General features: G+C 62.5%; 17 protein-coding genes and 2 pseudogenes. 3 read left to right on the forward strand and 16 right to left on the reverse strand.

Annotation, left to right across the window (positions count from 1 at the left end):
* The 9 genes and pseudogenes from AC0V7N_RS04265 to AC0V7N_RS04305 all read right to left on the reverse strand — a co-directional run bounded on the left by AC0V7N_RS04265 (position 1) and on the right by AC0V7N_RS04305 (position 9,472).
* Positions 1-909, reverse strand: coding sequence for a tyrosine-type recombinase/integrase (locus AC0V7N_RS04265; protein ID WP_475454997.1), 909 nt, complete (start codon positions 907-909; stop codon positions 1-3).
* A 256-nt stretch (positions 910-1,165) separates the two neighbouring features.
* Positions 1,166-1,404 (reverse strand): annotated as a pseudogene (locus AC0V7N_RS04270) (ABC transporter ATP-binding protein); the annotation flags it as partial.
* Positions 1,405-1,430: 26 nt separating this feature from the next.
* Positions 1,431-3,314: a putative bifunctional diguanylate cyclase/phosphodiesterase gene (locus AC0V7N_RS04275; protein ID WP_475454999.1), complete on the reverse strand. Its 1,884-nt coding sequence runs from the start codon at positions 3,312-3,314 to the stop codon at positions 1,431-1,433.
* Between the two features lie 424 nt (positions 3,315-3,738).
* Positions 3,739-4,578, reverse strand: a complete 840-nt coding sequence (locus AC0V7N_RS04280) for a hypothetical protein (RefSeq protein WP_475455001.1) — start codon at positions 4,576-4,578, stop codon at positions 3,739-3,741.
* 298 nt (positions 4,579-4,876) lie between these two features.
* Positions 4,877-5,872 carry a branched-chain amino acid ABC transporter permease gene (locus AC0V7N_RS04285; RefSeq protein ID WP_475455003.1) on the reverse strand — a complete coding sequence of 332 codons (996 nt, stop codon included), beginning with the start codon at positions 5,870-5,872 and terminating at the stop codon, positions 4,877-4,879.
* A 1-nt stretch (position 5,873) separates the two neighbouring features.
* Positions 5,874-6,761 (reverse strand): branched-chain amino acid ABC transporter permease, encoded by an 888-nt coding sequence (locus AC0V7N_RS04290; RefSeq protein ID WP_475455005.1) that lies wholly within the window; start codon positions 6,759-6,761, stop codon positions 5,874-5,876.
* A gap of 7 nt (positions 6,762-6,768) precedes the next feature.
* Positions 6,769-7,479 carry an ABC transporter ATP-binding protein gene (locus AC0V7N_RS04295; protein ID WP_475455007.1) on the reverse strand — a complete coding sequence of 237 codons (711 nt, stop codon included), beginning with the start codon at positions 7,477-7,479 and terminating at the stop codon, positions 6,769-6,771.
* Positions 7,472-8,251, reverse strand: coding sequence for an ABC transporter ATP-binding protein (locus AC0V7N_RS04300; protein ID WP_475455009.1), 780 nt, complete (start codon positions 8,249-8,251; stop codon positions 7,472-7,474). The genes AC0V7N_RS04295 and AC0V7N_RS04300 overlap by 8 nt, the downstream gene beginning before the upstream one ends.
* Before the next feature lie 12 nt (positions 8,252-8,263).
* Positions 8,264-9,472, reverse strand: a complete 1,209-nt coding sequence (locus tag AC0V7N_RS04305) for an ABC transporter substrate-binding protein (RefSeq protein ID WP_475455011.1) — start codon at positions 9,470-9,472, stop codon at positions 8,264-8,266.
* A gap of 468 nt (positions 9,473-9,940) precedes the next feature.
* On the opposite strand from AC0V7N_RS04305, the gene AC0V7N_RS04310 reads away from it, so the two are divergent.
* Genes AC0V7N_RS04310 through AC0V7N_RS04320 form a run of 3 tightly spaced genes read left to right on the forward strand, consistent with a single transcriptional unit; the run spans position 9,941 to position 15,595 of the window.
* Complete coding sequence (locus tag AC0V7N_RS04310) at positions 9,941-10,720, forward strand: glycosyltransferase (protein WP_496627730.1); 780 nt, start codon at positions 9,941-9,943, stop codon at positions 10,718-10,720.
* A complete protein-coding gene (locus AC0V7N_RS04315; protein WP_475455015.1) occupies positions 10,710-12,011 on the forward strand; it encodes a rhamnan synthesis F family protein in 1,302 nt (433 codons plus the stop codon). Before AC0V7N_RS04310 ends, AC0V7N_RS04315 begins: the two co-directional genes overlap by 11 nt.
* Positions 12,012-12,049: 38 nt before the next feature.
* The gene (locus tag AC0V7N_RS04320; RefSeq protein WP_496627731.1) at positions 12,050-15,595 is read left to right on the forward strand and encodes a glycoside hydrolase family 99-like domain-containing protein; all 3,546 of its coding nucleotides are present in this window, start codon (positions 12,050-12,052) and stop codon (positions 15,593-15,595) included.
* Positions 15,596-15,681: 86 nt separating this feature from the next.
* Here the strand turns inward: AC0V7N_RS04320 and AC0V7N_RS04325 are convergent.
* From AC0V7N_RS04325 to AC0V7N_RS04355, 7 genes and pseudogenes are all read right to left on the reverse strand, one after another.
* Positions 15,682-17,488: pseudogene (locus AC0V7N_RS04325) on the reverse strand (ABC transporter ATP-binding protein).
* Entirely contained in the window at positions 17,485-18,429 is a 945-nt protein-coding gene (locus AC0V7N_RS04330; protein WP_475455021.1) for an acetamidase/formamidase family protein, read from the reverse strand. Before AC0V7N_RS04330 ends, AC0V7N_RS04325 begins: the two are co-directional and overlap by 4 nt.
* Complete coding sequence (locus AC0V7N_RS04335) at positions 18,419-20,062, reverse strand: ABC transporter substrate-binding protein (protein WP_475455023.1); 1,644 nt, start codon at positions 20,060-20,062, stop codon at positions 18,419-18,421. The genes AC0V7N_RS04330 and AC0V7N_RS04335 overlap by 11 nt, the downstream gene beginning before the upstream one ends.
* 51 nt (positions 20,063-20,113) lie before the next feature.
* A complete protein-coding gene (locus AC0V7N_RS04340; RefSeq protein ID WP_475455026.1) occupies positions 20,114-21,034 on the reverse strand; it encodes an ABC transporter permease in 921 nt (306 codons plus the stop codon).
* Positions 21,031-21,939: an ABC transporter permease gene (locus tag AC0V7N_RS04345; protein WP_475455028.1), complete on the reverse strand. Its 909-nt coding sequence runs from the start codon at positions 21,937-21,939 to the stop codon at positions 21,031-21,033. Before AC0V7N_RS04345 ends, AC0V7N_RS04340 begins: the two co-directional genes overlap by 4 nt.
* Positions 21,917-22,549, reverse strand: coding sequence for an ANTAR domain-containing response regulator (locus AC0V7N_RS04350; protein ID WP_475455030.1), 633 nt, complete (start codon positions 22,547-22,549; stop codon positions 21,917-21,919). Before AC0V7N_RS04350 ends, AC0V7N_RS04345 begins: the two co-directional genes overlap by 23 nt.
* Positions 22,546-23,640 carry a transporter substrate-binding protein gene (locus AC0V7N_RS04355; protein ID WP_475455032.1) on the reverse strand — a complete coding sequence of 365 codons (1,095 nt, stop codon included), beginning with the start codon at positions 23,638-23,640 and terminating at the stop codon, positions 22,546-22,548. The genes AC0V7N_RS04350 and AC0V7N_RS04355 overlap by 4 nt, the downstream gene beginning before the upstream one ends.
* Between the last annotated feature and the right edge of the window lie 110 nt (positions 23,641-23,750).

A 23,750-nucleotide genomic window follows, 5' to 3' on the forward strand; every position in this document is an offset into this window, starting at 1 on the left:
TCAGATGTCGGGCGAGACCTCTCCCGGCTTGAACAGCCCCAGTTTGTCGAGCGGGCTCGTCACGGCACGCACCGTCCGGGTCGCCACCTTCGCGTAAAGGGCGGTGTTGTTGAGCTTGGCATGCCCGAGCAGGACCTGGATGATCCGGATGTCGGTGCCGTCCTCCAGCAGGTGGGTGGCGAAGCTGTGGCGCAGCGTGTGCGGCCCGACCCGCTTGGCGATGTCGGCGGCCTGGGCCGCCTCGACGACTATGCGATAGAGCTGCCGCGTGCTGATCGGCTTCATCGCATGCTGTCCGGGGAACAGCCAGCCGTCGCGGTGCATCACGCCCTGCTGACGTCCGACCTTCCACCACTCCCGCAGAAGCGTGAGCAGGTCCTCCGAGAGCATGGCGTTGCGATAGCGCCCGCCCTTGCCACGCTCGACGCGCAGCAGCATGCGCTCGCTGTCGACGTCGGCAACCTTCAGCATCGACACCTCGGCGACCCGCAGGCCCGCGCCATAGGCGACTGACAATGCGGCCTGGTGCTTGAGACACGTGGTGGCGTTGAGCAGCCGGGCCACCTCGTCGCGGCTGAGCACCACGGGCAGGTTGCGCGGATGCGCCAGCCGGACAAGCCTGCGCGCCAGGTCCGGGCGGTCGAGCGTGTGGGTGAAGAAGAAGCGCAGCGCCGACACGATGCTGTTCATCGTTGGCACGGGAACGCCGTCCTCCTGCTGCTCGATCTGGAACCGGCGCAGGTCGTCGGCGGTAGCGGTGTCTGGTGAGCGCCCGAGGAATGTCGCCAGGCGTCCGATGTCGCGGAGATAGTTGCGCTGCGTCTCGCGTGAGAAGCGCCGCATGTTCATGTCGTCGATCAGCCGCCGGCGCAGCAGGCTGACGGGTCCATCGAGAACGGGGTGCTGCATGGTCAGGCTCCTTGTTGAAGAAGCCCGTCATGCTCTGCCCCCGCCGGACGACGCTCAATGCAGGCGCGACGCCCGGCCTGTGCCCTCTACCTCAATCGCAGGCGCCCTCCCGCGCAGCGGGTTCGTTCACCGGCCCATCTCAAGACCCCTGCACATCGGCGCCTGGCGTCCTTCATGCGAGGCGATCGCTGCGGAATGCCTCAACGTCGTTGCACATAGCGCCCCGACCACTTTCGCCAGCACTCACCCACCCCACTCAAAGCCTCGGCATCAGCCTCAGCAATTCACGCGTATAAGCGTGGCTCGGCCGCTCGAAGAGCTCGTCGGTTGGCGCCAGTTCGCAAATTTCGCCTGCCTCATCACGGCGATGCGGTCGCGGCGCGGCAGGTCGTGGTTGATGAACAGCATGGTCAGGCGCAATGCTTCCTGCAGGTTCTTCAACAGGTTGAGGATCTGCGCCTGGATGGAGACGTCGAGCACCGATGTCGGCTCGTCGCCGCCGGTCGGCGTGCGGCCGTTGCTTAAGCGGCGTTGCCGGTTTGCGATTTGCGCAGCAGGCCCGCTGCGGGATCAAAAAGGGCTTTGGCGGCGGCAGAGGTGTCGAAGCGGCCTGGCTCGAAGGCCAGCGCATCATGCATGGGAAGTGCTGCCGAGAACAGAAAACCCTGCGCGATCATGCAATCGAGCGACCGCAGGATCATACGGTCCGCGTCCGTTTCGACCCCCTCGGCGACCACCTCCATTCCCAGCGTTCGCCCGAGATCGATGACCGCCTTGACCAGGGCCTGATCTTCCACGGACTTGGCGAGATCGCGAACGAAGTCCTTGTCGATCTTGATCTTGCGGATTCGGCTGTCCTTCAGCGAAACCAGCGTCGAAAAACCGGTGCCGAAATCATCCAGCACAATCGATAGGCCCGCATCCGCCAGGCGTTCCAGCTTTTCGTCAACTCTGTCGCGATCCACGGGCGCTTCTTCCGTGATCTCTATCTCGAGCATCGCCACAGGGACATTCTTCGTCCTGAGGCTGTCGAGGATCATTTCATCGACATTGCCTGCCTCGAGCTCGCGCGGCGAGAGATTCATCGCGACCCGAACATGCTGACGCCCGCTTCTCACCAGCTCTTCGATCATGGCGCAGCAGTTGAGAAACACGGTTTCCGTCAACAGGGAAAGCAGCCCGGTTTCACGCGCCGCGGTGACGATCTCAGGCGGGGAAATGGGCCCGTGAACCGGGTGTCGCCAGCGCAGCAGCGCCTCGAAGCCGACGACGGCATTCGTGTCCAGTCGCACCATGGGCTGGAACCATGAGCAAAGCGTGCCTGTTTCGATGGCCCCGCGCAGATCGCGCTCGATGCAATGCTTGCGCTCGAGCCCGCGATCGAGCCCGGCATCGAAGAGACGGTATTCATTCCTGCCACTGCGCTTGGCCGCATAAAGCGCGAAGTCCGCCCGCAGCAGCATCTCCGTCAATTGCGGTCTCTCCGACACATAGATGCCGATCGAAGCGCCGACGCGCACCGAATTCAACACCGGATCCGGATTTGCGATTGCCGCGATGATCGAGGATGCCAGTTCGTCGGTCGAAAGCGCGGATTTCCCGGCAGGAAAGAGCAGCACGAACTCGTCTCCGCCGATGCGCGAAATGGTTGCGCCTGGTGGCGCATGGTTCTCTATTCTGCGCGCAACCCTGACCAGCAGGCCGTCACCGATATTGTGGCCATAGGTGTCGTTGACGGATTTGAAGCCGTCCAGGTCGATCAGCATGGCCACGAACGGACCGTCGGCAAGTCCGAGTTGGCGGATGGCCTGCTCAAGCCCGTACCGGTTGAGCAAATTCGTCAGCGGATCCCGCCTGGAGTTTCGCTCCATCTCGGTGGCGAACGCCTTCGCCTCGTATTTGAGGCGGCTCGCCTCGCGGAAGCGGGCTTGCCCAAGAAGCGCGCTTCTGATCATTCCAGCGAGAAAAAGCAGGACTGTGAAAGCCAGAATATAATTCTCGACACCGCCTTTTGCCAAAAGGCATCCGATGGTGACCAAAAGCGGCAGCGTCATGAAGCTGATCGAGGACGGGGCGTATGATGTTCCGTAGGTGACGGCACCGGCCGACGCGCCGGCGAGAACGATCAGATAGATCGGCGCCTGGGGCGTGGTGTATCCATCGGTCAGCACCGCCAGAAAAGACCAGGCGATGCCCGACGCCAGAGCCAGAATCCCATAAGAAGAAAGCCGTGCACCGACCGGTTTCAGCCGGCTGTCGGCCCTGTCTGATTGAGAGAGAGCAAGTGCTATGCGTGCGCAATTTATTGCGCCGACCGCCGCAAACCACAGCACCGCAGCAAGGCCGCCGCCCGAAAGCATCTGCACGGCCAGGATCAGGGCCGAGAGGACAGTGCCGATAGGCATCGAAATGAAGATCCCGGTCCGCAGATCAGCCAACTGATCCCGGAGAATCCCGGCGTCCACGGATTCACCCTGCCCCAGAGGGGCGGACCCTTGAACAGGCTGCATCGAGTGCGTCATAGGGGCAAGTAGCTAGGCTAGTGGAGTGAAAATCGCGTTAAGGATTTCAGCAGCTTACAGCGCAATCGCTGGATTTGCCTACGAGTGACACCCCTTCTTGTGCTCGCCCGCGAGAAGCGGACAGACGACACTCCCACCTCAAGACGTCTGTAGCGAAATCTGGGTCAAGCTGGAGGGGCAACCTCTCCTCCAACCTGATCTCGGCACGAACCGGCTCCACGCTAGCCGCAATCGTCGGCGACCAAGGCACCCGGGCGCTTGCTGGCACCATGATGCTGTAGGCGCTGACGATCGAGCGCGGGTCGGTTCAGTTGGTGCTGGCTTTGGCGGTAAACCCGCACTGCTTCTGTTCCATATCGATCTGCTTCGTGATGCGGATAGCGTTCTGTGCGTAGGCCTCCGTCACGGAGCCGCTATTCACCGTCTTGTCCTTCAGCGGACTCACGCCTGCGCAGAGGTGGAAAACATGCGGCTCCGTGGACTTCGCGGCTCCGTTTTCGGGCGCGATCCAGTAGACGACATCCTGACCGGCGGGGTGGCTCGCGTCCTGCGTCGCCGCCGTCACCGCGGCGCTGTCCGTGGCGATCGCCTGCGCCTGAGCGGCGACGTCAGGCGAACAGGCAGTGGTAGGCTGGCCCGACTTGATCTGGGCCGCGCATGTGTTCATATCCTGGGTGTACTGTTCGACCGACGGCGGTTTGAAACTGATCCCCATGACCGTCGCGAGCACGGCCAGCGCAGCGCCGAGGCCGCCGGCAACCTTCTTGGTCTGCGGATCCATGTTTTTGTCGGAGAGGATCAGGAAAACCAGCGGGAGGAAGGCAATCAGCGTGATGATTGCGCCGAGCTGGTTCTGGAAGAAAAAACTGGCCGCGTCGGATGCACGCGCCGGATCGTGCCTGTTGGCCGCCTTCCACAGCAAGTTGCCGGCGATTGCGAAAATCGCAATGCCGACCAGAAGGCCGATGATCAGCGGCAGGTGTCCCTGGTCGAACTTGTTCTGGCGAAGCAGGATAATCCCGTAGATCTCGCCGCCAATGGCGACGATCCACGAGAGTGCGGCGAAAAGGCGAAGACGCGTGGCGGACGACTTCTGGCCCTGCGTCGCTTGCCAATCCTTGGTAACGTCTGGCTTGTTGTCAGTCATTGACCATATCCCCCGATATCGACACTTCCGCGGGCGGCGTCGGACCAGAAGGCCAACCCGCCCTGCGCAGCGTCATTCAACGAACGTCACCTGCCCTAGCGACGCGGTGAAAATGTGAGCGCCACAGCAGCCCTCATCCCCATCCATATTGCGCATCAGTGAGCCCGTCCATACCCACGGAGGCAGACGCCTTGCGTGCGATGGCTCCGTTCTTCTTCACCGCCGGCTCGAACTTGACACTGCCTTGCCTCACTTGCCTCGCGATCCCCTCAATCGCGCGCAGTCGATCTGGAGCTGATCAGTCCTTGCTCGGCCGCTCGAGAAGTCGCGCATAAAGTTCGCCGACGATGCCGCGCCGGAAGATCAGCACGCAGACCATGAAGATCAGCCCGGTGGCGATGGTCACCGGGAAACCGGAGGTGGCAAGGGTGTTTTCCAGCCCGACGACGAGGCTCGCGCCGATGATCGGTCCGACCATCGTGCCGATGCCGCCGAGCAGCGTCATCAGGATCACCTCACCCGACATCTGCCAGGTGACGTCGGTGAGCGTGGCGAACTGGAAGACAATCGCCTTGAGGGAGCCTGCCAGCCCGGCCAGCGCGGCCGACATGACGAAGGCGCCGAGCTTGTAGTTGGCGACGGAATAGCCCAGCGAGATGGCGCGGTTCTCGTTTTCGCGGATCGAGCGCAGGATCATGCCGAAGGGCGAATTGACGATGCGCCAGATGGCGAAGACGCCGATCAGGACCACCGCCAGCACGAAATAATACATGTTCAGCGAGACGTTCAGGTCGAGGACGCCGAACAACAGCATGCCGCGCGGCACGCCCTGAATGCCGTCCTCGCCTTGCGTGAAGGGCGCCTGGACGCAGAAGAAGAAGAACATCTGCGACAGCGCCAGCGTGATCATGGCGAAATAGATGCCTTGCCGGCGGATGGCGAAGAAACCCATGACGAGGCCGAGCAGCGCCGCGCCCGCCACGCCGAGCAGGATGCCGGCTTCCGGCGGCCAGCCCCACACCTTGACGGCATGGGCGGTGAAGTAGGCGGCGCCGCCAAAGAAGGTGGCGTGGCCGAAAGACAGCAGGCCGGTGTAGCCGAGCAAGAGATTGAACGCGCAGGCGAACAGCGCGAAACACAGCATCTTCATCAGGAAGATCGGATAGACCAGGAATGGCGCCGCCAGCAGCGCCGCTATGCCGAGCCCGACCAGCGTCCATTCAAGCCAGCCCGAGGTTCTGGCTGATGTCTCGCGCAGCGTCAGCCCTGATATGTCCGATGTCTCTTCCGACATGTCAGGCTTCCCTTCCGAACAGGCCGGCCGGCCGGACCAGAAGCACGATCGCCATGATGACGAAGACCACGAGGTTGGAAGCCTCGGGATAGAAGACCTTGGTCAGGCCCTCGGCGAGGCCGAGCATGTAGCCGGTGACGATCGCGCCGAGGATCGATCCCATGCCGCCGATCACGACGACCGCGAAGACGACGATGATGAGATCGGATCCCATAAGCGGGCTCACCTGATAGATCGGTGCCGCCAGAATGCCGGCAAGGCCGGCAAGGGCGGAGCCGAGGCCGTAGGTCAACGTCAGCAGCAACGGCACATTGACGCCGAAGGCCTGGACCAGACGCGGATTCTCGGTTGCCGCGCGCAGATAGGAGCCGAGCCTGGTCTTCTCGATCAGCGCCCAGGTTCCGAAGCAGACGATCGCAGAGGCGACCACGACCCAGCCGCGATAATTGGGCAGGAACATGAAGCCGAGATTGGTGCCGCCCGCAAGCAGCGGCGGCACGGCGTAGGGATTTCCCGACACGCCGTAATAGTAGCGGAATATGCCTTCGAGCACGAGCGCGAGACCGAAGGTGAAGAGCAGGCCATAGAGCGGATCGGTGTCGTAAAGCCGCGACAGCGCCAGGCGCTCGACGACGATGCCGAAGAGGCCGACAATCAGCGGCGCGAGGATCAGTGCGGGCCAATAGCCGATGCCGAGATAGGTGAGCAAGAGATAACCGACGAAGGCGCCGAGCATATATTGGGCGCCGTGGGCGAAATTGATGACGCGCAGCAGGCCGAAAATGACAGCCAGACCCAGGCTCAGCATGGCGTAGAAGGAGCCATTGATCAGCCCGACCAGCAACTGGCCGAGGAGCGCCTGGACGGGGATTCCGAAGATCATCGTCATGGCGCCGTCATACCCCCAGAACGTCGTGGAGCTGCGTCATGCGGTCAGCGAGTTCGCCGACCGGGAACCCGGCCACGACCTTGCCGTGCTCCATCAGATAGAAACGATCGGCGACACGGCTGGCGAAGCGGAAATTCTGCTCGACCAGCAGGATCGTCATGCCACGCTTCTTCAACGTCACCAGCAACTCGCCGATGCGCTGCACGATGACGGGCGCCAGGCCCTCGGTCGGTTCGTCGAGAAGCAGCATCTTCACGCCGGTCCGCAGCATGCGCGCGATCGCCAGCATCTGCTGTTCGCCGCCCGACAGCCTCGTGCCGGGACTGTTGCGCCGCTCCTTCAGATTGGGGAAGAGATCGAATATCTCAGCGACGCTCATGCCACCCTCGGCGACGATTGGCGGCAGGACCAGGTTCTCGTCGACGGTCAGCGTCGCGAAGATGCCGCGCTCCTCGGGCACGAAGCCTATGCCTTGATGCGCGGTGCGGTGCAGCGGCAGCCGCATCAGGTCGGCTCCGTCGAAAATGACCTCGCCGGTTCGCTTGCGGATCAGCCCCATGATGGCGCGCAGCGTCGTCGTCTTGCCGACGCCGTTGCGGCCGAGCAGCGTCACCGTCTCGCCGGCAAACACCTCAAGATCGACGCCGTGCAGCGCATGGCCCTCGCCATACCAGGCGTTGAGACCGCGGACCGCGAGCAGGGGCGCGGCGCTAGTCATCGGCGGTGCCCATATAGGCGACCTTCACACGTTCGTCGCGGCTGACCGTGGCGTAGTCGCCGGCCGCAAGCACCTCGCCGCGCTGCATGACCGTTATCCAGTCGCAGAGATCGGCGACGACAGTCAGATTGTGCTCGACCATCAGAACAGCGCGGTCGCCGGCGACCGAACGAATGAGGGCGGAAACCGTGGCCACGTCCTCATGTCCCATACCGGCCATCGGCTCGTCCAAGAGCAGCACTTTCGGATCGAGCGCCAGGGTCGTGGCGATCTCGAGCACGCGCTTCCTGCCATAGGAAAGATCGCCGGCTAATTTGTTACGGGCATCGTCGAGACCGACGGAACGCAGCAGCTCCACGGCACGCGGCGTCAACCGATCGAGCGCGGCAAGCGAGCGCCAGAACTGGACGCCGAGGCCAGCCGGCCGCTGCAGCGCGACGCGGACATTGTCGAGCACGCTGAGATGCGGAAAGATCGCCGATATCTGGAACGAGCGCACCAGCCCCATCCGCGCCACTTTCGCCGACGAGGTGCGGGTGATGTCGTGGCCGAGCAGTTCGATCCGGCCGCTGGTCGGCGCCAGGAACTTGGTGAGCAGGTTGAAAACGGTGGTCTTGCCGGCGCCGTTGGGTCCGATCAGCGCATGGATGTTGCGGTGGCGGACATCGAGATCGACATTCTTGACGGCAACGAAGCCGGCAAAATCACGCCGCAGCCCGCGGGCGGACAGCACTACCCGAGGCTCGTTCGCGTTGAGGTCAGGCGGCGCCATGGGCCGCGCCGATCACTGGGCCGCCGTTGGACAGCCGCTGTCCTTCTCGCTCAGGAAGGCCTCGTTGCCGGGAATGGTGGCGAGATATTTGTAGTAGTCCCAATCCTTGGTGCTCTCGCTGGGCGCCTTGACCTGGTAGAGATACATGTCGTGGACCATGTTGCCGTCCGCCTGCACCTTGCCGTTGGTCATAACGGCGTCGTCCACCGGCATTGAATGCAATTGCTTGGCGACAGCCTCGGTCTCGTCGGTGCCGGCCTTGTCGATCGCCTTCAGATACTGCGTCACCGCCGAATAGGTCGCCGCCTGGATCATGTTCGGCATGCGGTTGGTGCGCTTGAAAAAGCGCTGTCCGAATTCGCGGCTCTTGTCGTCGCGATCCCAGTAATAGCCCTCGGTCAGCACGACGCCTTGCGCTGCCTGAAGGCCCAGCCCATGCACCTCGGCCAGCGTGAACAGAAGTGCCGCAAGGCGCTGGCCGCCCTGGACGATGCCGAATTCAGCCGCCTGCTTGATCGAGTTGGAGGTGTCCAGGCCGGCATTCGCCAGGCCGATGACCTTGGCGCCCGACGACTGCGCCTGCAGCAGGAAGGATGAATAATCGGTCGACCCCAGCGGATAGCGCACCTCGCCCAGCACCTTGCCGCCGTGGGCCTCGACGAACTTGGCGGTCTGCTCCTTGAGCGAATAGCCGAAGGCATAGTCGACGGTGACGAAGAACCAGCTGTCGCCGCCCTGCTGCACCAGGGAGCCGCCTGTTCCCACCGCCTGCGAATGGGTGTCATAGGCCCAGTGGAAGCCATAGGGCGAGCATTGCTTGCCGGTCAGCTCGGTGGTCGCAGCACCCGTGACGATATCGATTTTCTTCTTTTCCTTGGAAATCCCCTGGACGGCGAGCGCGACCGAGGAGGTCGTCAGTTCCATGATGGCATCGACCTGTTCGGTGTCATACCACTGCCGAGCGATGTTGGAGGCGATGTCAGGCTTGTTCTGATGGTCGGCGCTGATGATCTCGATCGGCGCGCCCTGCACCTTGCCGCCAAAATCCTCGACCGCCATCTTGGCCGCCTCGACCGACCATTTGCCGCCGAAATCGGCATAGACGCCGGATTGGTCGTTGAGGATGCCGATCTTGACTTTCCCATCGGAAATTTCGGCGGCCGAGGCGGGGACTGCAGCCGCGGCGAGAAGCGCGGCGGAAACGAAATAGCATGCCTTCATGGTCAACTTCCTCCCATTGTGAATGCGACCGTCCCCCAACGATCATCAGCAAACGGTATTGAACATGAGCAAGATGGGCATGAACGGCAAGGGGCCGTTGCGGATTTCTGGTTCGAAGCAGCCCTTCCTCGCCGGGAGTTTACCGCCGCCAGGTGGCCAGCCGAGCCGATTGGCTGGATCGCGCCAGCCGGAAGCCAGGGACGCAGCACGACGATGTGAGCCGTGACCAGTGGCATGGCGGGGTTGGCGCGACCATTACCCCTATCTTAGTCAGGAGTATTGACTCGACCGCCTGCGTGGCAGCGCTTAGATTGCGCATGGATCGCTAGCCTTCCACGGGGAAGCCAACTGAGATATCAGGAATGGCTTGGCAATGAATAGGTCGATAACCGCTATTACCGTGACGCATAACAGCGCGCATACCGTGCGTGGTGCGCTCGCTCGCCTGCCGCCAGGGCTGGAGATCATATGCGTCGACAATGCAAGTACCGACGATCTTCTGCAGCCCTATCGGGCTTTTCCATTCATCGTATTGATAATGCTGTAAACCTCGGCTTCGGGCACGCCTGCAACATCGGCGCGGCGGCGGCATCGGGGGAGTATTTGCTGTTCATCAACCCCGACGTGCGTCTTGGGACGGACGCCGTCGATGCGCTTGTGCAGGCGGCTGAACGCTACCCGAATTGCGGCGTCTTCGTGCCGCGCACAAACACGGTGGATGGGCGGCTATGGTTTCGCGAGCAGAGCGAAATCGATCGCCTTTCCGGCGTGTCGCTGCCCACACGTATCCGGCAGGTGTGGGGGGATTGTTGCGTCCGCTTCGTCAATGGCGGCGTGTTCATGATCAAACGAACGCTCTTCCTTGATACGGGCGGGTTTGATGAGGATATCTTTCTGTATTTCGAAGATGACGACCTCTCGCATCGTCTGCTGCAGCGTGACGAGCCGATGATCCTTGTCAGCAGCGCGCATGCCGTCCACGACGTTGGCACTTCGGTTGCGCAATCAACCCGGTCCCGGATCTTCCGGTATCGGTCGAAGATGCGCTCGGAAATCCACTTGCGCAAAAAATACGGCATCGCCTATAGCCCATTTGTGGACATACTGCGCTATTCAACGAAAATAGGCTTCTACTGCCTTACGCTTAATCGAAACAGACTGATCAATTCCCTGGGCCGACTGATAGGTATATTTGACAGCATCCTTGACCGATCGCACGCGAATCGGAACAGCGGCTATGTCGCCTGACACTGCCGACACCAGAGTTGCCTTGCCTGATGTCCTGCCCCGCGAGCCGCGAAAAGAAGAGGCATGCGGCGTCGACCGAAGCAGTGACGTGAGCGAAATCCCCATCGACGCGCCGGGACGCTACATCGTCGAGATTTCGCCGACAGACAGGCGGATGCCGTTTCTTCGGCTCATTGTTCGCCGCCCAGGACATCCGAACAGGGTCGTCTATGTGCCGGTTATCAAGCGGACGTCCTATCTGCTCAAAAGCAGCGAAGGCGGCCTGGTGTTGCAATTCGATGGAAGCGACATCGTTGCCGCAAGCATCCGCCCCCTGACGATCAGGGATCTTGGCACAGTGTTGCGCCGCCGCCGTCGCCAGAAACGATTTGAGCTGCCGCTGGGCCAAGGCATTGTGCTGCGCCCTCTCCTGCATATTGCGGGACCGGAAGGGCGCGATTTGACCCATTCGCTCAAAAGCGTCGCCGCTTGGGGCTTTGGGGTGGCAAGTCCTAATCTGCAGAAGACCCTGTCGCGGCACTTTGAAGGTCCCTCGATCCGACCTCCGGAACGCCCGCCCATCGCCGCGCCGAAGATCGCCGTTGCGTTGCATCTGCATTATCCCGATCTCTGGCCCGAGTTCGAGGCGCTGCTGGAGGCGATCGGTCGTCCGTTCCATCTCATCCTCACACTGACCCGACCCGATGCGGCACTCGCGCAACGCGTCCAGGCACGATTTCGGAACGCCGAGATCATTGTCTATGACAATCGCGGTCGCGACGTCGGTCCCTTCATCCAATTGCTGCGCGAAGGACGACTCGATCCCTTCGATCTCATCTGCAAACTGCACGGCAAGAAGTCGGATCTGAGTGGACCGCGGATGATCCTTGGTGAGGTTTGGCGCCAGGCGAGTGTCTTCGACCTGATCGGATCCCGCGACGTGGTTGACCGCATCATCGCCGAGTTTGAGCGTTCGCGGGAGACGGACATGATCGGGTCCCGTCGCTTTCGATTGCCCAATGAATGGAAGAGCGAGGACGCCGCGTGGGGCAAGAACAAGTCGATGATCCTCAACCTGCTGGAGACGATGGGGGTGGCGACTGACTGCCGCCTCGACTTCTTTGCCGGAACGATGTTCTGGGTTCGGCGCGAGGCACTGGAACCCCTCAAGCAGCTTGATCTGTCCCTGACGTCATTTCCCAGCGAAGCAGGTCAGCTAGACGGCACATTGCAGCATGCGCTCGAGCGGATACTCGGAATGATCTGCACGAAGATCTCCGGAACTGCCTGGGACGATGAAAATGCAGCCTGATTCCCGCGAGGCAGACCCTATTGAATAGATCCGACTTGATGGTCTTTGTAAGATCGAGCACCAGCAGGAAGCGGTGGAGGAGATTTCGGGTTTGGCAACGAATTCGCGCCAGCGGACAGTTCGATAAACCATGGTATCTGGCTCAAAATCCGGATGTAGCAGCGAGCGGGATCGACCCGATCCTGCATTATATCGATCATGGCGTCGCCGAGTTCCGAAACCCGAATCCGGATTTCGACACCGAGTACTATCTGGCCAGGTATCGCGACGTCGCTTTGGCGGCGATGAATCCGCTGGATCACTACATACGCTTCGGCAAGAGTGAAGAGCGCGAGACCCGTGCCGCGGCCATGAATTTGTCCGTGGCCGTAAGTGGCTCCATCCAAAGGCCCGACACCTATGTGCCACGATCGAGCGAGAAGCGACCTGCCGATTTGCGGGCGCGCGTCATCGCCTTCTACCTACCACAGTTCCACCCGATCCCCGAAAATGATGCCTTTTGGGGAAAGGGCTTCACGGAATGGACGAACGTGACACGCGCGGTGCCGCTGTTCGAGGGTCATTATCAACCCAGGCTGCCGGCTGACCTCGGTTTCTATGATTTGCGGGTGAAGGATATCCAGAAGGAGCAGATCGAGATTGCCCTTCAATACGGTATCTCGGGGTTCTGTTTCCACTTCTACTGGTTCAACGGCAGGCGCCTGCTCGAGATGCCGATCACCCAATTCGTCGAAAACGATGCGCACGAACTGGGCTTCTGCATCAATTGGGCAAACGAGCACTGGAGCCGCCGCTGGGATGGGCGCGAGCAGGAAGTGTTGATTCCGCAATCACACTCGCCCGAGGACGACCTGGCCTTCATCGAATATGTATCCGGCTATTTTCGGGACCGGCGCTACATCCGTATCGGCGGCAAGCCACTGCTTATGGTCTACCGGCCCGGATTGTTTCCGTCAGCAGCTGAAACGGCACAGCGCTGGAGAGCCTATTGCCGGGAAGCCGGCATCGGCGAGATTTTTCTCGCCTATCCGCAGTCATTCGACATGGTCGATCCTGACGAATTCGGATTCGACGCCGCCATCGAGTTTCCGCCGAGTCTTGGAAGATCCCCCGAAATCAGCGCCTCTATCCCGACGCTCGACAGCGGCTTCACGGGGAGGATCTATGACTGGGCGGAGCTTGCCAATCGCAGCCGCGCCTATCCGCAGGTTCCCTACACGCTGTTTCGCGGACTTTGCCCCTCCTGGGACAATACTGCGCGCAGGATGACGGCTGCCTACATTCTGGCCAACGCGTCGCCGTCCCTCTATGGAGAATGGCTCGCCAACGCGGTCGTCGATACATGCGATCGTTTCGCCGATTTCGACAGCCGCCTGATCTTCGTCAATGCCTGGAACGAATGGGCGGAGGGAGCCTATCTCGAGCCTGATGCCCGCTATGGATACGCCTATCTGCAGGAGACGCGGGACGTCCTGACGGCTCCACCAGTCGCTGGCAAATCGCGCAAGGACCCTTCCTGGCGCGTTTTGTTCGTGTCGCACGATGCGGGTGTCGGTGGAGCGCAGTCATCTTTGATCGACATCGTGCAGTGGCTCCAGGCGCACACAGACCTGGAGATCAAGGTGCTGTGCCTGGCAGGTGGTGAACGGCTCGAACAGTTTCGACGCATCGTCGATACCGTCGTTCTGGATGATCTGGTTTCGCAGACCGAGACGGCCGCCACGAGGCTGGCCAGCATCACCGATTGGTACGGTGGCAGACCGGATCTCATCTATTGCAACAGTCTGGCCACCGGCCGTGTGCACGCGCTGCTTGGTGAACTGGGCATCCCTATCCTGACGCATGCCAGGGAATTGGCAACGAGCATCGCCCGATACGCCAAGGACGACATGGGGGATGTCGTTTCCCACACGCGGAGATTCATAGCGTGCTCCTCAAGTGTCCGGAACTATCTGGTAGCCGAGTACAAGGTCGAAACGAATGCCATAGACGTCATTCCAAGTGCGGTTCCGCAACCCGGCGCCGATCACAATCGTGCGGAAATCCCGCGCCTCGAACGTCGCCGGCTGTTCGGCTGGCCGATGGACAAGACCATCGTCCTGGGATCCGGCCTCGGTATGCCATTCCGCAAGGGTGCCGACCTCTTTATCGAGGTGGCCCGAATTCTTCGGGCACGCGGGGTCGAGGACTATCATTTCTACTGGCTCGGCTCGTTTCCGCAGCGGGAACAGGATGAGGCTCTCGGTACGTGGTCCCAGCAACTCGACAGGTTGCGGGCGGACGGGTTGGACGAAAAGGTTACATTTCTGGGCGATGTCGAGGATGTGCGCGGCCATCTGCTGGGTGCCGATCTGTTTCTTCTGACCTCCCGCGAAGAGCCGTTCGGCCGTGTCATGCTGGAGGCGGCATTCGCCGAATTGCCGGTGATCTGCTTCGCAGACAGCGGCGGGGCACCGGATTTCGTCGAAGACGATGCCGGCATCATCGTCGAATGGGCCGATCCCGCCGCGATGGCCGATGCGACGCTGAAACTGATCCGGGACAAGCCGTTGCGGATGCGGCTCGGCAAACAGGCGAGCGTCAAGGCAAGGCGGCATTATTCCACCGATCGGGTCTTTCCACGCCTGCTGTCGACGATGCGTAAGGTCGCAAACAAGCCGCCCGCTGTATCGATCATCGTGCCGAACTATAATTACGCCCGCTATCTGCACGAGCGTATGGACAGTATCCTGGGGCAGTCCTTTCAGGATTTCGAGCTCATCATCCTGGACGATGCCTCGACAGACGATAGCCAATCGGTTCTGGATTATTATGCCGGCATCCATGGCACACGTGTCGTCGTCAATGAAAGCAATTCCGGAGCGCCCTATCCTCAGTGGTTCCAGGGCATAGCGCTTGCAAAGGCCGATCTGATCTGGATCGCCGAAGCCGACGACGTATCGGACCCGGGCTTCCTCGAAACACTCGTGCCCTTGTTCCGCGATCCCAGCGTGAAATTTGCCTTCTGCGCATCGAAGATCATCAACGATCGAAGCGAGATCGTCGGCGACTATCCGTCCAGCCCGTACCTCACCGATCTCTCCAATTTCAAATGGAAACGCAGCTACCGGGTTTCGGCGGAACAGGAGATCAACGACGGGCTGGGTGTCAGGAATACGGTCTTCAACATCAGTGCCGCGGTTTTCCGGAAGTTTGAAATCACGACCGATTTCGCCGAGCACCTCCTGTCCCTGCCTACGAGCGGCGATTGGTACTTTATCCTCGAGGCAATCCGTAACGGCTCCGTCGCCTACGAGTCCGCAATGCTCAACCATCACCGCCGGCACAGGGAGAGCGTAACCAGCCTCATCATGGCTTCCCATTCAGAGGCCCTGCTGCGCACACGGCAGGTGATCCATCACCATGTGTTGCGCACATACGGGACGGATTTGGCCATCAAGCTGAAAATGGCGGAACATGTCGTACAGCTCTGGAACCGGCAGTTCCCCGGGCGCCCGGCGGAAGAGATCGAAAGCTTGTATTCGCTAAAGGCATTGGGCGAGTTCCCTGCAAAACCACCGGAAAGCCGTTCCCCGGCGGCGTGAGCTGGCGAAGTGAGATGGCTGCGCGAATTCCTTGTTTTGACGCGATTCCGGACGGAAAACCGTTTCGCACTTTTCCTGGAATTGCTCTAATTGCTGGCGGCGACGAGGTGGCCGTTGCCGACATCCTGCAAGGCCAGTTTCAGCGGGGCCTCGCCGATCCTGCGCGTGGCGCTCGGGATTTCCTGGTCGAGGCGGGCGAAGCGGCTTCTGCGCTGTGCCGGATCGGGCACCGGCACGGCCTCGATCAGCCGTCTGGTGTAGGGGTGGCGCGGGTTGGAAAAGACCTGGTCGCGCGTGCCCATCTCGACGATCTGGCCGAGATACATGACGGCGACGCGGTCGGAAATGTTCTCGACCACCGCCATGTCGTGCGAAATGAAGAGATAGGCGACACCGAATTCGCGCTGCAATTCCTTCAACAGATCGAGCACGCGCGCCTGCACCGAGACGTCGAGCGCCGACACGCTTTCGTCGGCGATGATCAGCTTCGGCCGCAAGGCGAGTGCACGGGCGATGCAGACGCGCTGGCGCTGGCCGCCGGAGAATTCGTGCGGATAAAGTTCCATCTGATCGGCCGACAGGCCGACGTGCTCGAACAGTGCGGCCACGCGGGCGTGGCGCTCGTCCTTCGAGGCGATGCCGTGGATCACCAGCGGCTCGGCGACGAGATCGCCGACGCGCATGCGCGGGTCGAGCGAGGCGAAGGGGTCCTGGAAAATCATCTGCACGTCGCGGCGCACGGCCTTGCGTTCGTCGCGACCGAGACCAGAGAGATTGCGCCCGCCAATGACGATGTCGCCGCTATAAGGCACCAGTCCGGCCAGCGCCTTGGCGGTGGTCGACTTGCCGCAACCGGATTCACCGACCAGCGCCAGCGTTTCGTTGGGCGCGATCGAGAAGCTGACGCCCTCGACCGCATGGACCCGGCGGGTGACCCGGCCGAAGACGCCACCGCGCAGATCGAAGCGGACATGCAGGTCTTTGACATCGGCGACGTTGGTCGGTTTTGAGGCTTCGGCCGCATCCCTGGATTTCTGGCGGCCGACGCCGCTGCCGATGCGCGGCACGGCGGCGAGCAGTTCGCGCGTATAGTCGGCCTGCGGCCGGGCGAAAATGTCCGACGTCTTGCCCTCCTCGACCATGCGGCCGTGCCGGCATGATGATGACGCGGTCGGCCATTTCGGCGACCACGCCCATGTCGTGGGTGATGAGGATGACGCTGGTGCCATGCTGGCGCTGCAGGTCGCGCAACAGTTCCAGCACCTCACCCTGCACGGTGACGTCGAGTGCCGTCGTTGGCTCGTCGGCGATCAGCACGTCGGGTTCAAGCGCCAGCGCCATGGCGATCATCACCCGCTGGCGCATGCCGCCGGACAGTTCATGCGGAAACTGTTTTAGCCGGCTTTCGGCTTCGGAAATACGCACCGCCTTCAGCGCCTCGATGGCGCGTTGACGCGCCTCAGCCTGCGACAGGCTGGTATGCGCCTCGATCGATTCGGTGAGCTGCCGGCCGATCGACAGCACCGGATTGAGCGAGGTCATCGGCTCCTGGAAGACCATGGCTATGCGGTCGCCGCGAATGCGGCGCATCCGGCGCTCGTCGAGGGTTGCCAGGTCGGTGTCGCCAAGGCGGATCTTGCCTGACGATATGCGGGCGGCAGGCTGCGGCAGCAATTGCATGATTGCCAGCGCCGTCATCGACTTTCCGGAGCCGGATTCGCCGGCAATGCAGAGCGTTTCGCCCCGCGCCAGCGTCAGCGACAGGTTGGAGACGACCTCGCGCTCGCCGTCCTCGCCACGCACGCTGACGGACAGGTTGGCGATGTCGAGCACCGGTCCCGCCGCCACCGGGGCAGCCGCCCCGGTCCGTTTTCTGGCCACGCCTGCGTTCATTCAAACACGCAGCGCGGGAAGTAGAACGACACCACCCAGTTCGGCATATCGACGATCTCGCTGATGCGGAGATCGCCGCACACCGAGGCCAGCATGTAGGCCTCGACCGGGTCTATCTTGTACCGCCCGGCGAGCAGGTCGACCATCTGCGCCACCGCTTCCTTGGCACCGGTCATCAAATCGGGGCCGATGCCGGTCGTCACCTCATAGCCCTTGGCGTCGAGGTGACGTGTCACCGGGCCGGAGGTGGTGAAGCGCGGCGTCTTCAGCCTGGCGTCCTTGACCAGGTCGAGCTTGAGCACGACATCCATCGGGCTTTCGATCGCCGTGCCGCAGACCTCGCCGTCGCCTTGCGCGGCGTGCGTATCGCCCACCGAGAACAGCGCACCCGCCACTTCCACCGGAAGGTAAAGCGTGGTGCCGGCAGCGAGGTCGCGGATGTCGAGATTGCCGCCGACGCGCCTCGGCGGCACCACCGAATGGTGGCCCATCTCAGCCGGGGCGTTGCCGATGGTGCCGGCAAAGGGTTTCAGCGGCACACGCGCGTTTTTGCCGAACAGCGCCGGTTCGAGCGAGGCGGCGTCGTACTTCCAGATGTTGAGCGCCGGCTCCCTGAAGTCGTCGGCGAGCAGCCCAAAACCCGGAATGTTTGCCGTCCAGCCGAAGCCGGACGGTTTGAACATCTCGATCGTCACCTTCAGCGCGTCACCGGGCTCGGCGCCCTCGACGAAGATCGGCCCGGTCACCGGATTGATCTGGCCGAAGTCCAGCTTGGCGATATCGGCGACCGTGCTGTCGGCCTTCAATTGGCCGCCCCCAGCATCAAGGCACTGGAACTCGATGGTCGAGCCGGGCGCCACCCGCTCGGCCGGGACAAACGAATTGTCCCAGCCGAAATGGTGATGGCGCCCGTGGATGGTGTAGTCGCAGTTATTGCACATCTTTTACGTACACATTGTCATAGTTGATCGGAATATGGACCGGGTCGACATAGAGATTGTCGGCGCCGCCCATGCGGGCCGATTTCATGGTGAAGCGCTGCTCGTTGAAGACCGGCGCCCAGGGCGCGTCTTCCATCACCTTGTCGTAAATGGCGCTCCACATCTTGTCGCGCTCGACCGCCTTGGCCGGATCGACCACCGAGTCGGCCTCGGCCGCCTTGGCGTCGAGATCCTTGTTGCAATACCACGACCAGTTCCAGCCGCCCGGCACGGCGCCGGCGCAGCCGAGGATCGGGCCGTAGAAGTTGGACGGATCGGGGAAGTCGGCGATCCAGGCCATGCCGCCCGACCAGATCATCGGTGCACCGGCCTTGTCGCCGCCGGCGGCGATGACATTGGCCTGGGCGAGCGACTGGATGCTGGCCTTGATGCCGATCGCCGCCAGGTCCTGCTGGATCGCCTGGGCGATGCGCGGGTTGGGATCGGTGTTCATGGCGAACAATTGCGTGTCGAAGCCATCGGGATGGCCGGCCTCGGCCAGCAGCGCCTTGGCCTTGGCGACGTCATAGGGGTAGCCCTTGTATTCCTTGTCGTAGCCCGGCATCGACGGCGGCAGCGGCTGGTTGGCCGGCACGGCGCGGCCGTTGATGATCTGGATGATGCGCGCCTTGTTGATCGCCATGTTGACGGCCTGGCGCACCTTCACATTGTCGAACGGCGCCATGGTGGTGTTCATGGTGACATAGCCGGTGTGCAGCTGGCCGCCTTCGACGACGCGCGCCTTCTGTTCGGGATCGGCCATCACTTCCTGAAACTTGGCCGGCGGAATGCCGTCGCCGGGCACGTCGATCTCACCCTTCTGCAGGCGCAGCAGCGCCACGATCGGCTCCTGGCCGATCTCGAAGGTGATCTTGTCCAAATGCGGCAGGCCCTTGTGCCAATAGTCCGGGTTGCGCTCGAAGACGATGCGCTGTCCGAGCGTCCATTCGGCGAGCTTGAAAGCGCCGGTGCCGACCGGATGCTTGCCGAAATCGGCGCCATATTTCTCGACCTCTTCCTTCGGCACGACATGCGAGAAGTTGATGGCCATGACATGCAGGAAGGTCGCGTCGGGGCGGGTCAGCTCGAACTTGACCGTGTTGGGGTCGACGACGGTGACACCGGAGAGGCTTGTCGCCTTGCCTGCGGCGACATCGTCATAGCCCTTGATCGAGCCGAAGAAGCCGGCGCCGGGGCTCTGCGTCTTCGGGTTGGTGACGCGGTCGAGCGAATATTTCACGTCGTCGGCCGTCATCTCGCGGCCATTGTGGAATTTCACGCCATGGCGCAGCTTGAAGGTGAAGGTCTTGCCGTCGGGCGAAATCGCGTAGCTTTCGGCAAGGTCCGGCTTGAGGTTGGTGGTGCCCGGTTCGTAATCCATCAGACCGTCGAACAGGCTTTTGATCATCGACCAGTTCTGCCAGTCATAGCCGATCGCCGGGTCGAGCGTGGCGACGTCGTCCTTGTAGGTGATGGTGATGGCGCCGCCCTGCTTGGCGTTCGGGTCGATGGCGTCCTCGGCGCGGGCGCTTGTCATGCCGAGCATCAGCGCCAGCGCCGATGCAGCCACTGTGGAGGCGAGAAATTTTTTCATGTCGTGTTCCCTTTCTCTGTTTGTTTTCTTGGTTTCATCTGAGCTTGATGCTCATCTCAGTTTGATACGGGGGTCGATGAAGGGCGCGATGATGTCGGCGAGCAGATTGCCGAGCACGATGGCGAAGGCCGAGACCAGCGTGACGCCCATGATGATCGGAATGTCGACGCGCTGGATGGCCTGCCACGCCAGCTGGCCGATGCCGGGCCAGCCGAAGACGCTTTCGACGACGACGATGCCGCCCATGAAGATGCCGATGTCGATGCCGATCATGGCGATGACCGGCAGGATGGCGTTGGGCAAAGCATGGCGGAAGATGATGGCGCTGCGCGCCAGGCCCTTGGCTCGGGCGGTGCGGACATAATCCTGGCGCAGCACGTCGATCATCGACGAGCGCATCATGCGCGCATACCAGCCGGCGCCGAGGATGCCCATGGTCAGCGACGGCAGCACGAGATGGCGCCAGGTGCCGTAGCCGCCGATCGGAAACCAGTTCAGCCGCACGGCAAAGACATAGAGCAGCAAAAGGCCGACGACGAATTGCGGCGCCGAGACACCGACGAAGGAGGCGACCATCAAAGTCTGGTCGGTGGCGGTGCCGCGCTTGACGGCGGCGATCAGGCCCATCGAGAGCCCGATCAGCAGTTCGCACAGGATGGCTCCGACCATCAGGAGCAGGCTTGCCGGCAGCCGCGAGACGATCAGTTCGGTGACCTCGGAGCGCTGGATATAGGAGCGGCCGAGATCACCGCTGATGAGCTTTGTCAGGTAGCGCCAGTACTGGACGATAAAGGGCTGATCGAGGCCGAGCTGCTGGCGGATGTTCTCGACCGTCTGCGGCGTGGCGCTGCGGCCGGCGATCTGGCGCACCGGGTCGGCCGGCAACAGATAGAGCAGCGCGAAGGTGATCAGCGAGACGCCGAGCAGGATTAGAGCCGACTGGATCAGGCGACGGCCGAGATAGGCGATCATGCCCGGCCTCTTTGCGTCGGATCGAGGATGTCGCGCAGCGCGTCGCCGATCAGGTTGAAGGCCAGCGCCAGCGCCAGGATCGCGGCGCCGGGGAAGAACACCAGCCAGGGTGCTGCCTGGAAATAAGTCTGGTTCTCAAAGATGATGTTGCCCCACGACGCGGTCGGTGGCTGCACGCCGATGCCGAGGAAGGAGAGCGTCGCCTCGAGCAGCACGGTGGTCGAGATGCCCAACGTGCCCCAGACGATGATGGTCGGCAGGAGATGTGGCAAGATGTGGCGAAACAGGATGCGTGGCGCGCCGGCGCCGATGGTGCGTTCGGCATCGATGAACTCGCGTTCGGCCAGCGAGGACGTCTCGGTGTAGATGACGCGCGCGGTCTGCACCCAGTTGACCAGCGCGATGACCATGGCGACGATCCACAGGCTCGGCTGGAACACCGCCGCCAGGCAGATGGCGAGCAGCAATGCCGGGAACGCCATCATCAGATCGGTGAAGCGCATCAGTGCGCCGCCGATCCAACCGCGGAAATAACCCGCGGTGACGCCGACCAGCGTGCCGATGAACAGCGCCACGCCATTGGCGACGATGCCTATGATCAGCGAGGTGCGTGCGCCATAGAGGATGCGGGTCAACAGGTCGCGGCCGAGCAGGTCGGTGCCGAGCCAGAATTTGGCATCCGGCGGCAGCGGCGAGCCCTCGATGGTCAGGCCGTCGAACATCTGCTCGTTGGGATCATAGCCGGTCAGCCATGGCGCGAGCATGGCGCCGGCGACGACGATGGCGACAATGACCAGGCCGAGCAGCGCCAGCCGGCGTTTGACCAGCCGGCGCCAGACGCCAGGGCGCGGCTTGGTCGGCATGCGCGCTGGCGCGGTGAGATCAGGCGCGATGGGACTGGTCATCGCCGCCTTCCTCACCCGTTGCTTCCTCGCCCGTTCCTTCCTCGCTTGTCATCGCCACGATCCGGCGCGCGGCATCCTCGACGCTGATCTGCCAGCTCATCGCCAGCGAGCGCAGCTGCGCATAAGCGCGCTCGTCATCCGTGCCTTTCGACAGCGCCGCCACCGCGCGCACGATGGTCTGGCGCTCTGCGACGCGCTGGCGCAGCGAGGCAATCTCGCCGGCTAAGTGTTTTCGCGCCTCGAAACTCTGCCTTGCGATCAGCAGCGCGCTGTAGACGCCGGCATTGCCGACCGGCTTCAGGAGTTGCGCGTCGGCCTTGTGCGACAGCGCCCATTCGATGCGGCCCGGCGCCTCGGAGCCGATCAGCGCCACCAGCGGCATCGGCGCCTCGCCCGGCCTCCACGGAAATTGCTCGTCGAAACCGAGATCGGCATCGAAGAAGACGAAATCGGCGGCCAGCGCCTCGGGCGGCAGTTCCGGCCAGCAGTCCAGAGCGATCAGGCCGATGGCCGACAATTGCCTGGTGATCGCCTGCACCGTCGGATGCGGGCGATGCAGGATGAAGGCCCTGGCGCCGCCAAGATTGGGGATGCGCGGTGTTCTGGTCACGACACCACCCGCAGACGCGGCCGGCCAAATGTTTTTGCCGGATCGTAACGCGACAGATAGGGATCCGGCGCGACCTCATCCTCGCGGCTGACCACCTCGAAGAAGCCGTCCGCGATCCGGCCGATGATCACCGGCAACGTGGCGTGCTGGGAGTGGGCGTCGATGGCGATCGGCCCGAGCCGGGTGGAGAAGCGCCGTTCGGCAAAGGCTTTGGAAAACGCCGCCGGGCCGGCATCGGGATCGCGCGAAAGCACATCGGCCATCACCTGCACGGAGGCATAGGCGGAGGCCTCGAAGGACGAGGCGAAGGCGGCCGGCCGCGGCGCGAAATACGGCCCGACCGACAGATGCCCCTTGCCCGTTTCGCCGATCGCCGGCAGTTCGCCCTCGGTGAGGTTGCAGGAGATGACCGGGCAGTTTTCGGGGCTGAAGGCGGAATCTTCAAGGCCCAAATCGCGATAGGCGGCGAGGAAGGCGTAGGACGAGGTTCCGATCAGATTGTTGAGGATGAAGTTCGGCCGTGTCGCCCGGATTTCCGCGATCAGCCGCGACACGTCGGTCTCGCCGATGCGCAGATAGCGTTCGCCCAGCACTTTGCCGCCGGCGTCCGCGATCAGGTCGCGCGCGACGCGGTTCATTTCCCAGCCCCAGATATAATTCGAGCCGAGCAGGAAACCGTTGGCGCCGAAACGCGGCACGACATGCGCCATCAGCGGCACCAGATGCTGGTTGGGGCAGGCGTGCATGTAGACGACATGCTCATTGGCCTCGAAGCCTTCATAGGGGCAAGCGTACCAGAGCATGCCGCCGGCCTTCTCCAGCACGGGGATGGTCTCCTTGCGGCTCCAGGAGGTGACGCAGCCGACGACATGGCGCGCGCTGCTGGTCCTGAAAATGTCCTCGCAGAGCGTCGCGTAGCGGTCCGCATTGCTTTGCGGATCGCGCTCGACCGGCACCAGCTCGATGCCTGAGTTCCGGTCGGCATTGATGTCGGCGATGGCGCGCATGGCGCCCATGCGGCACGCATCGGAGACGAGCTGATAGCTCCCCGAGCGGGAATAGAGGATGCCGATCTCGATACGCCGTTTCAAACAGAACCCCAGAAATGACAATGCCCCGCAGCCAACGCCGCAAGGGCGAGGCATACGAGGCATTCTTGCCGCCCGGCGATCAGGGCCGGTATTTTGCCTTAGCGTATTCG

It is taken from the genome of Mesorhizobium kamtschaticum, assembly GCF_056174585.1.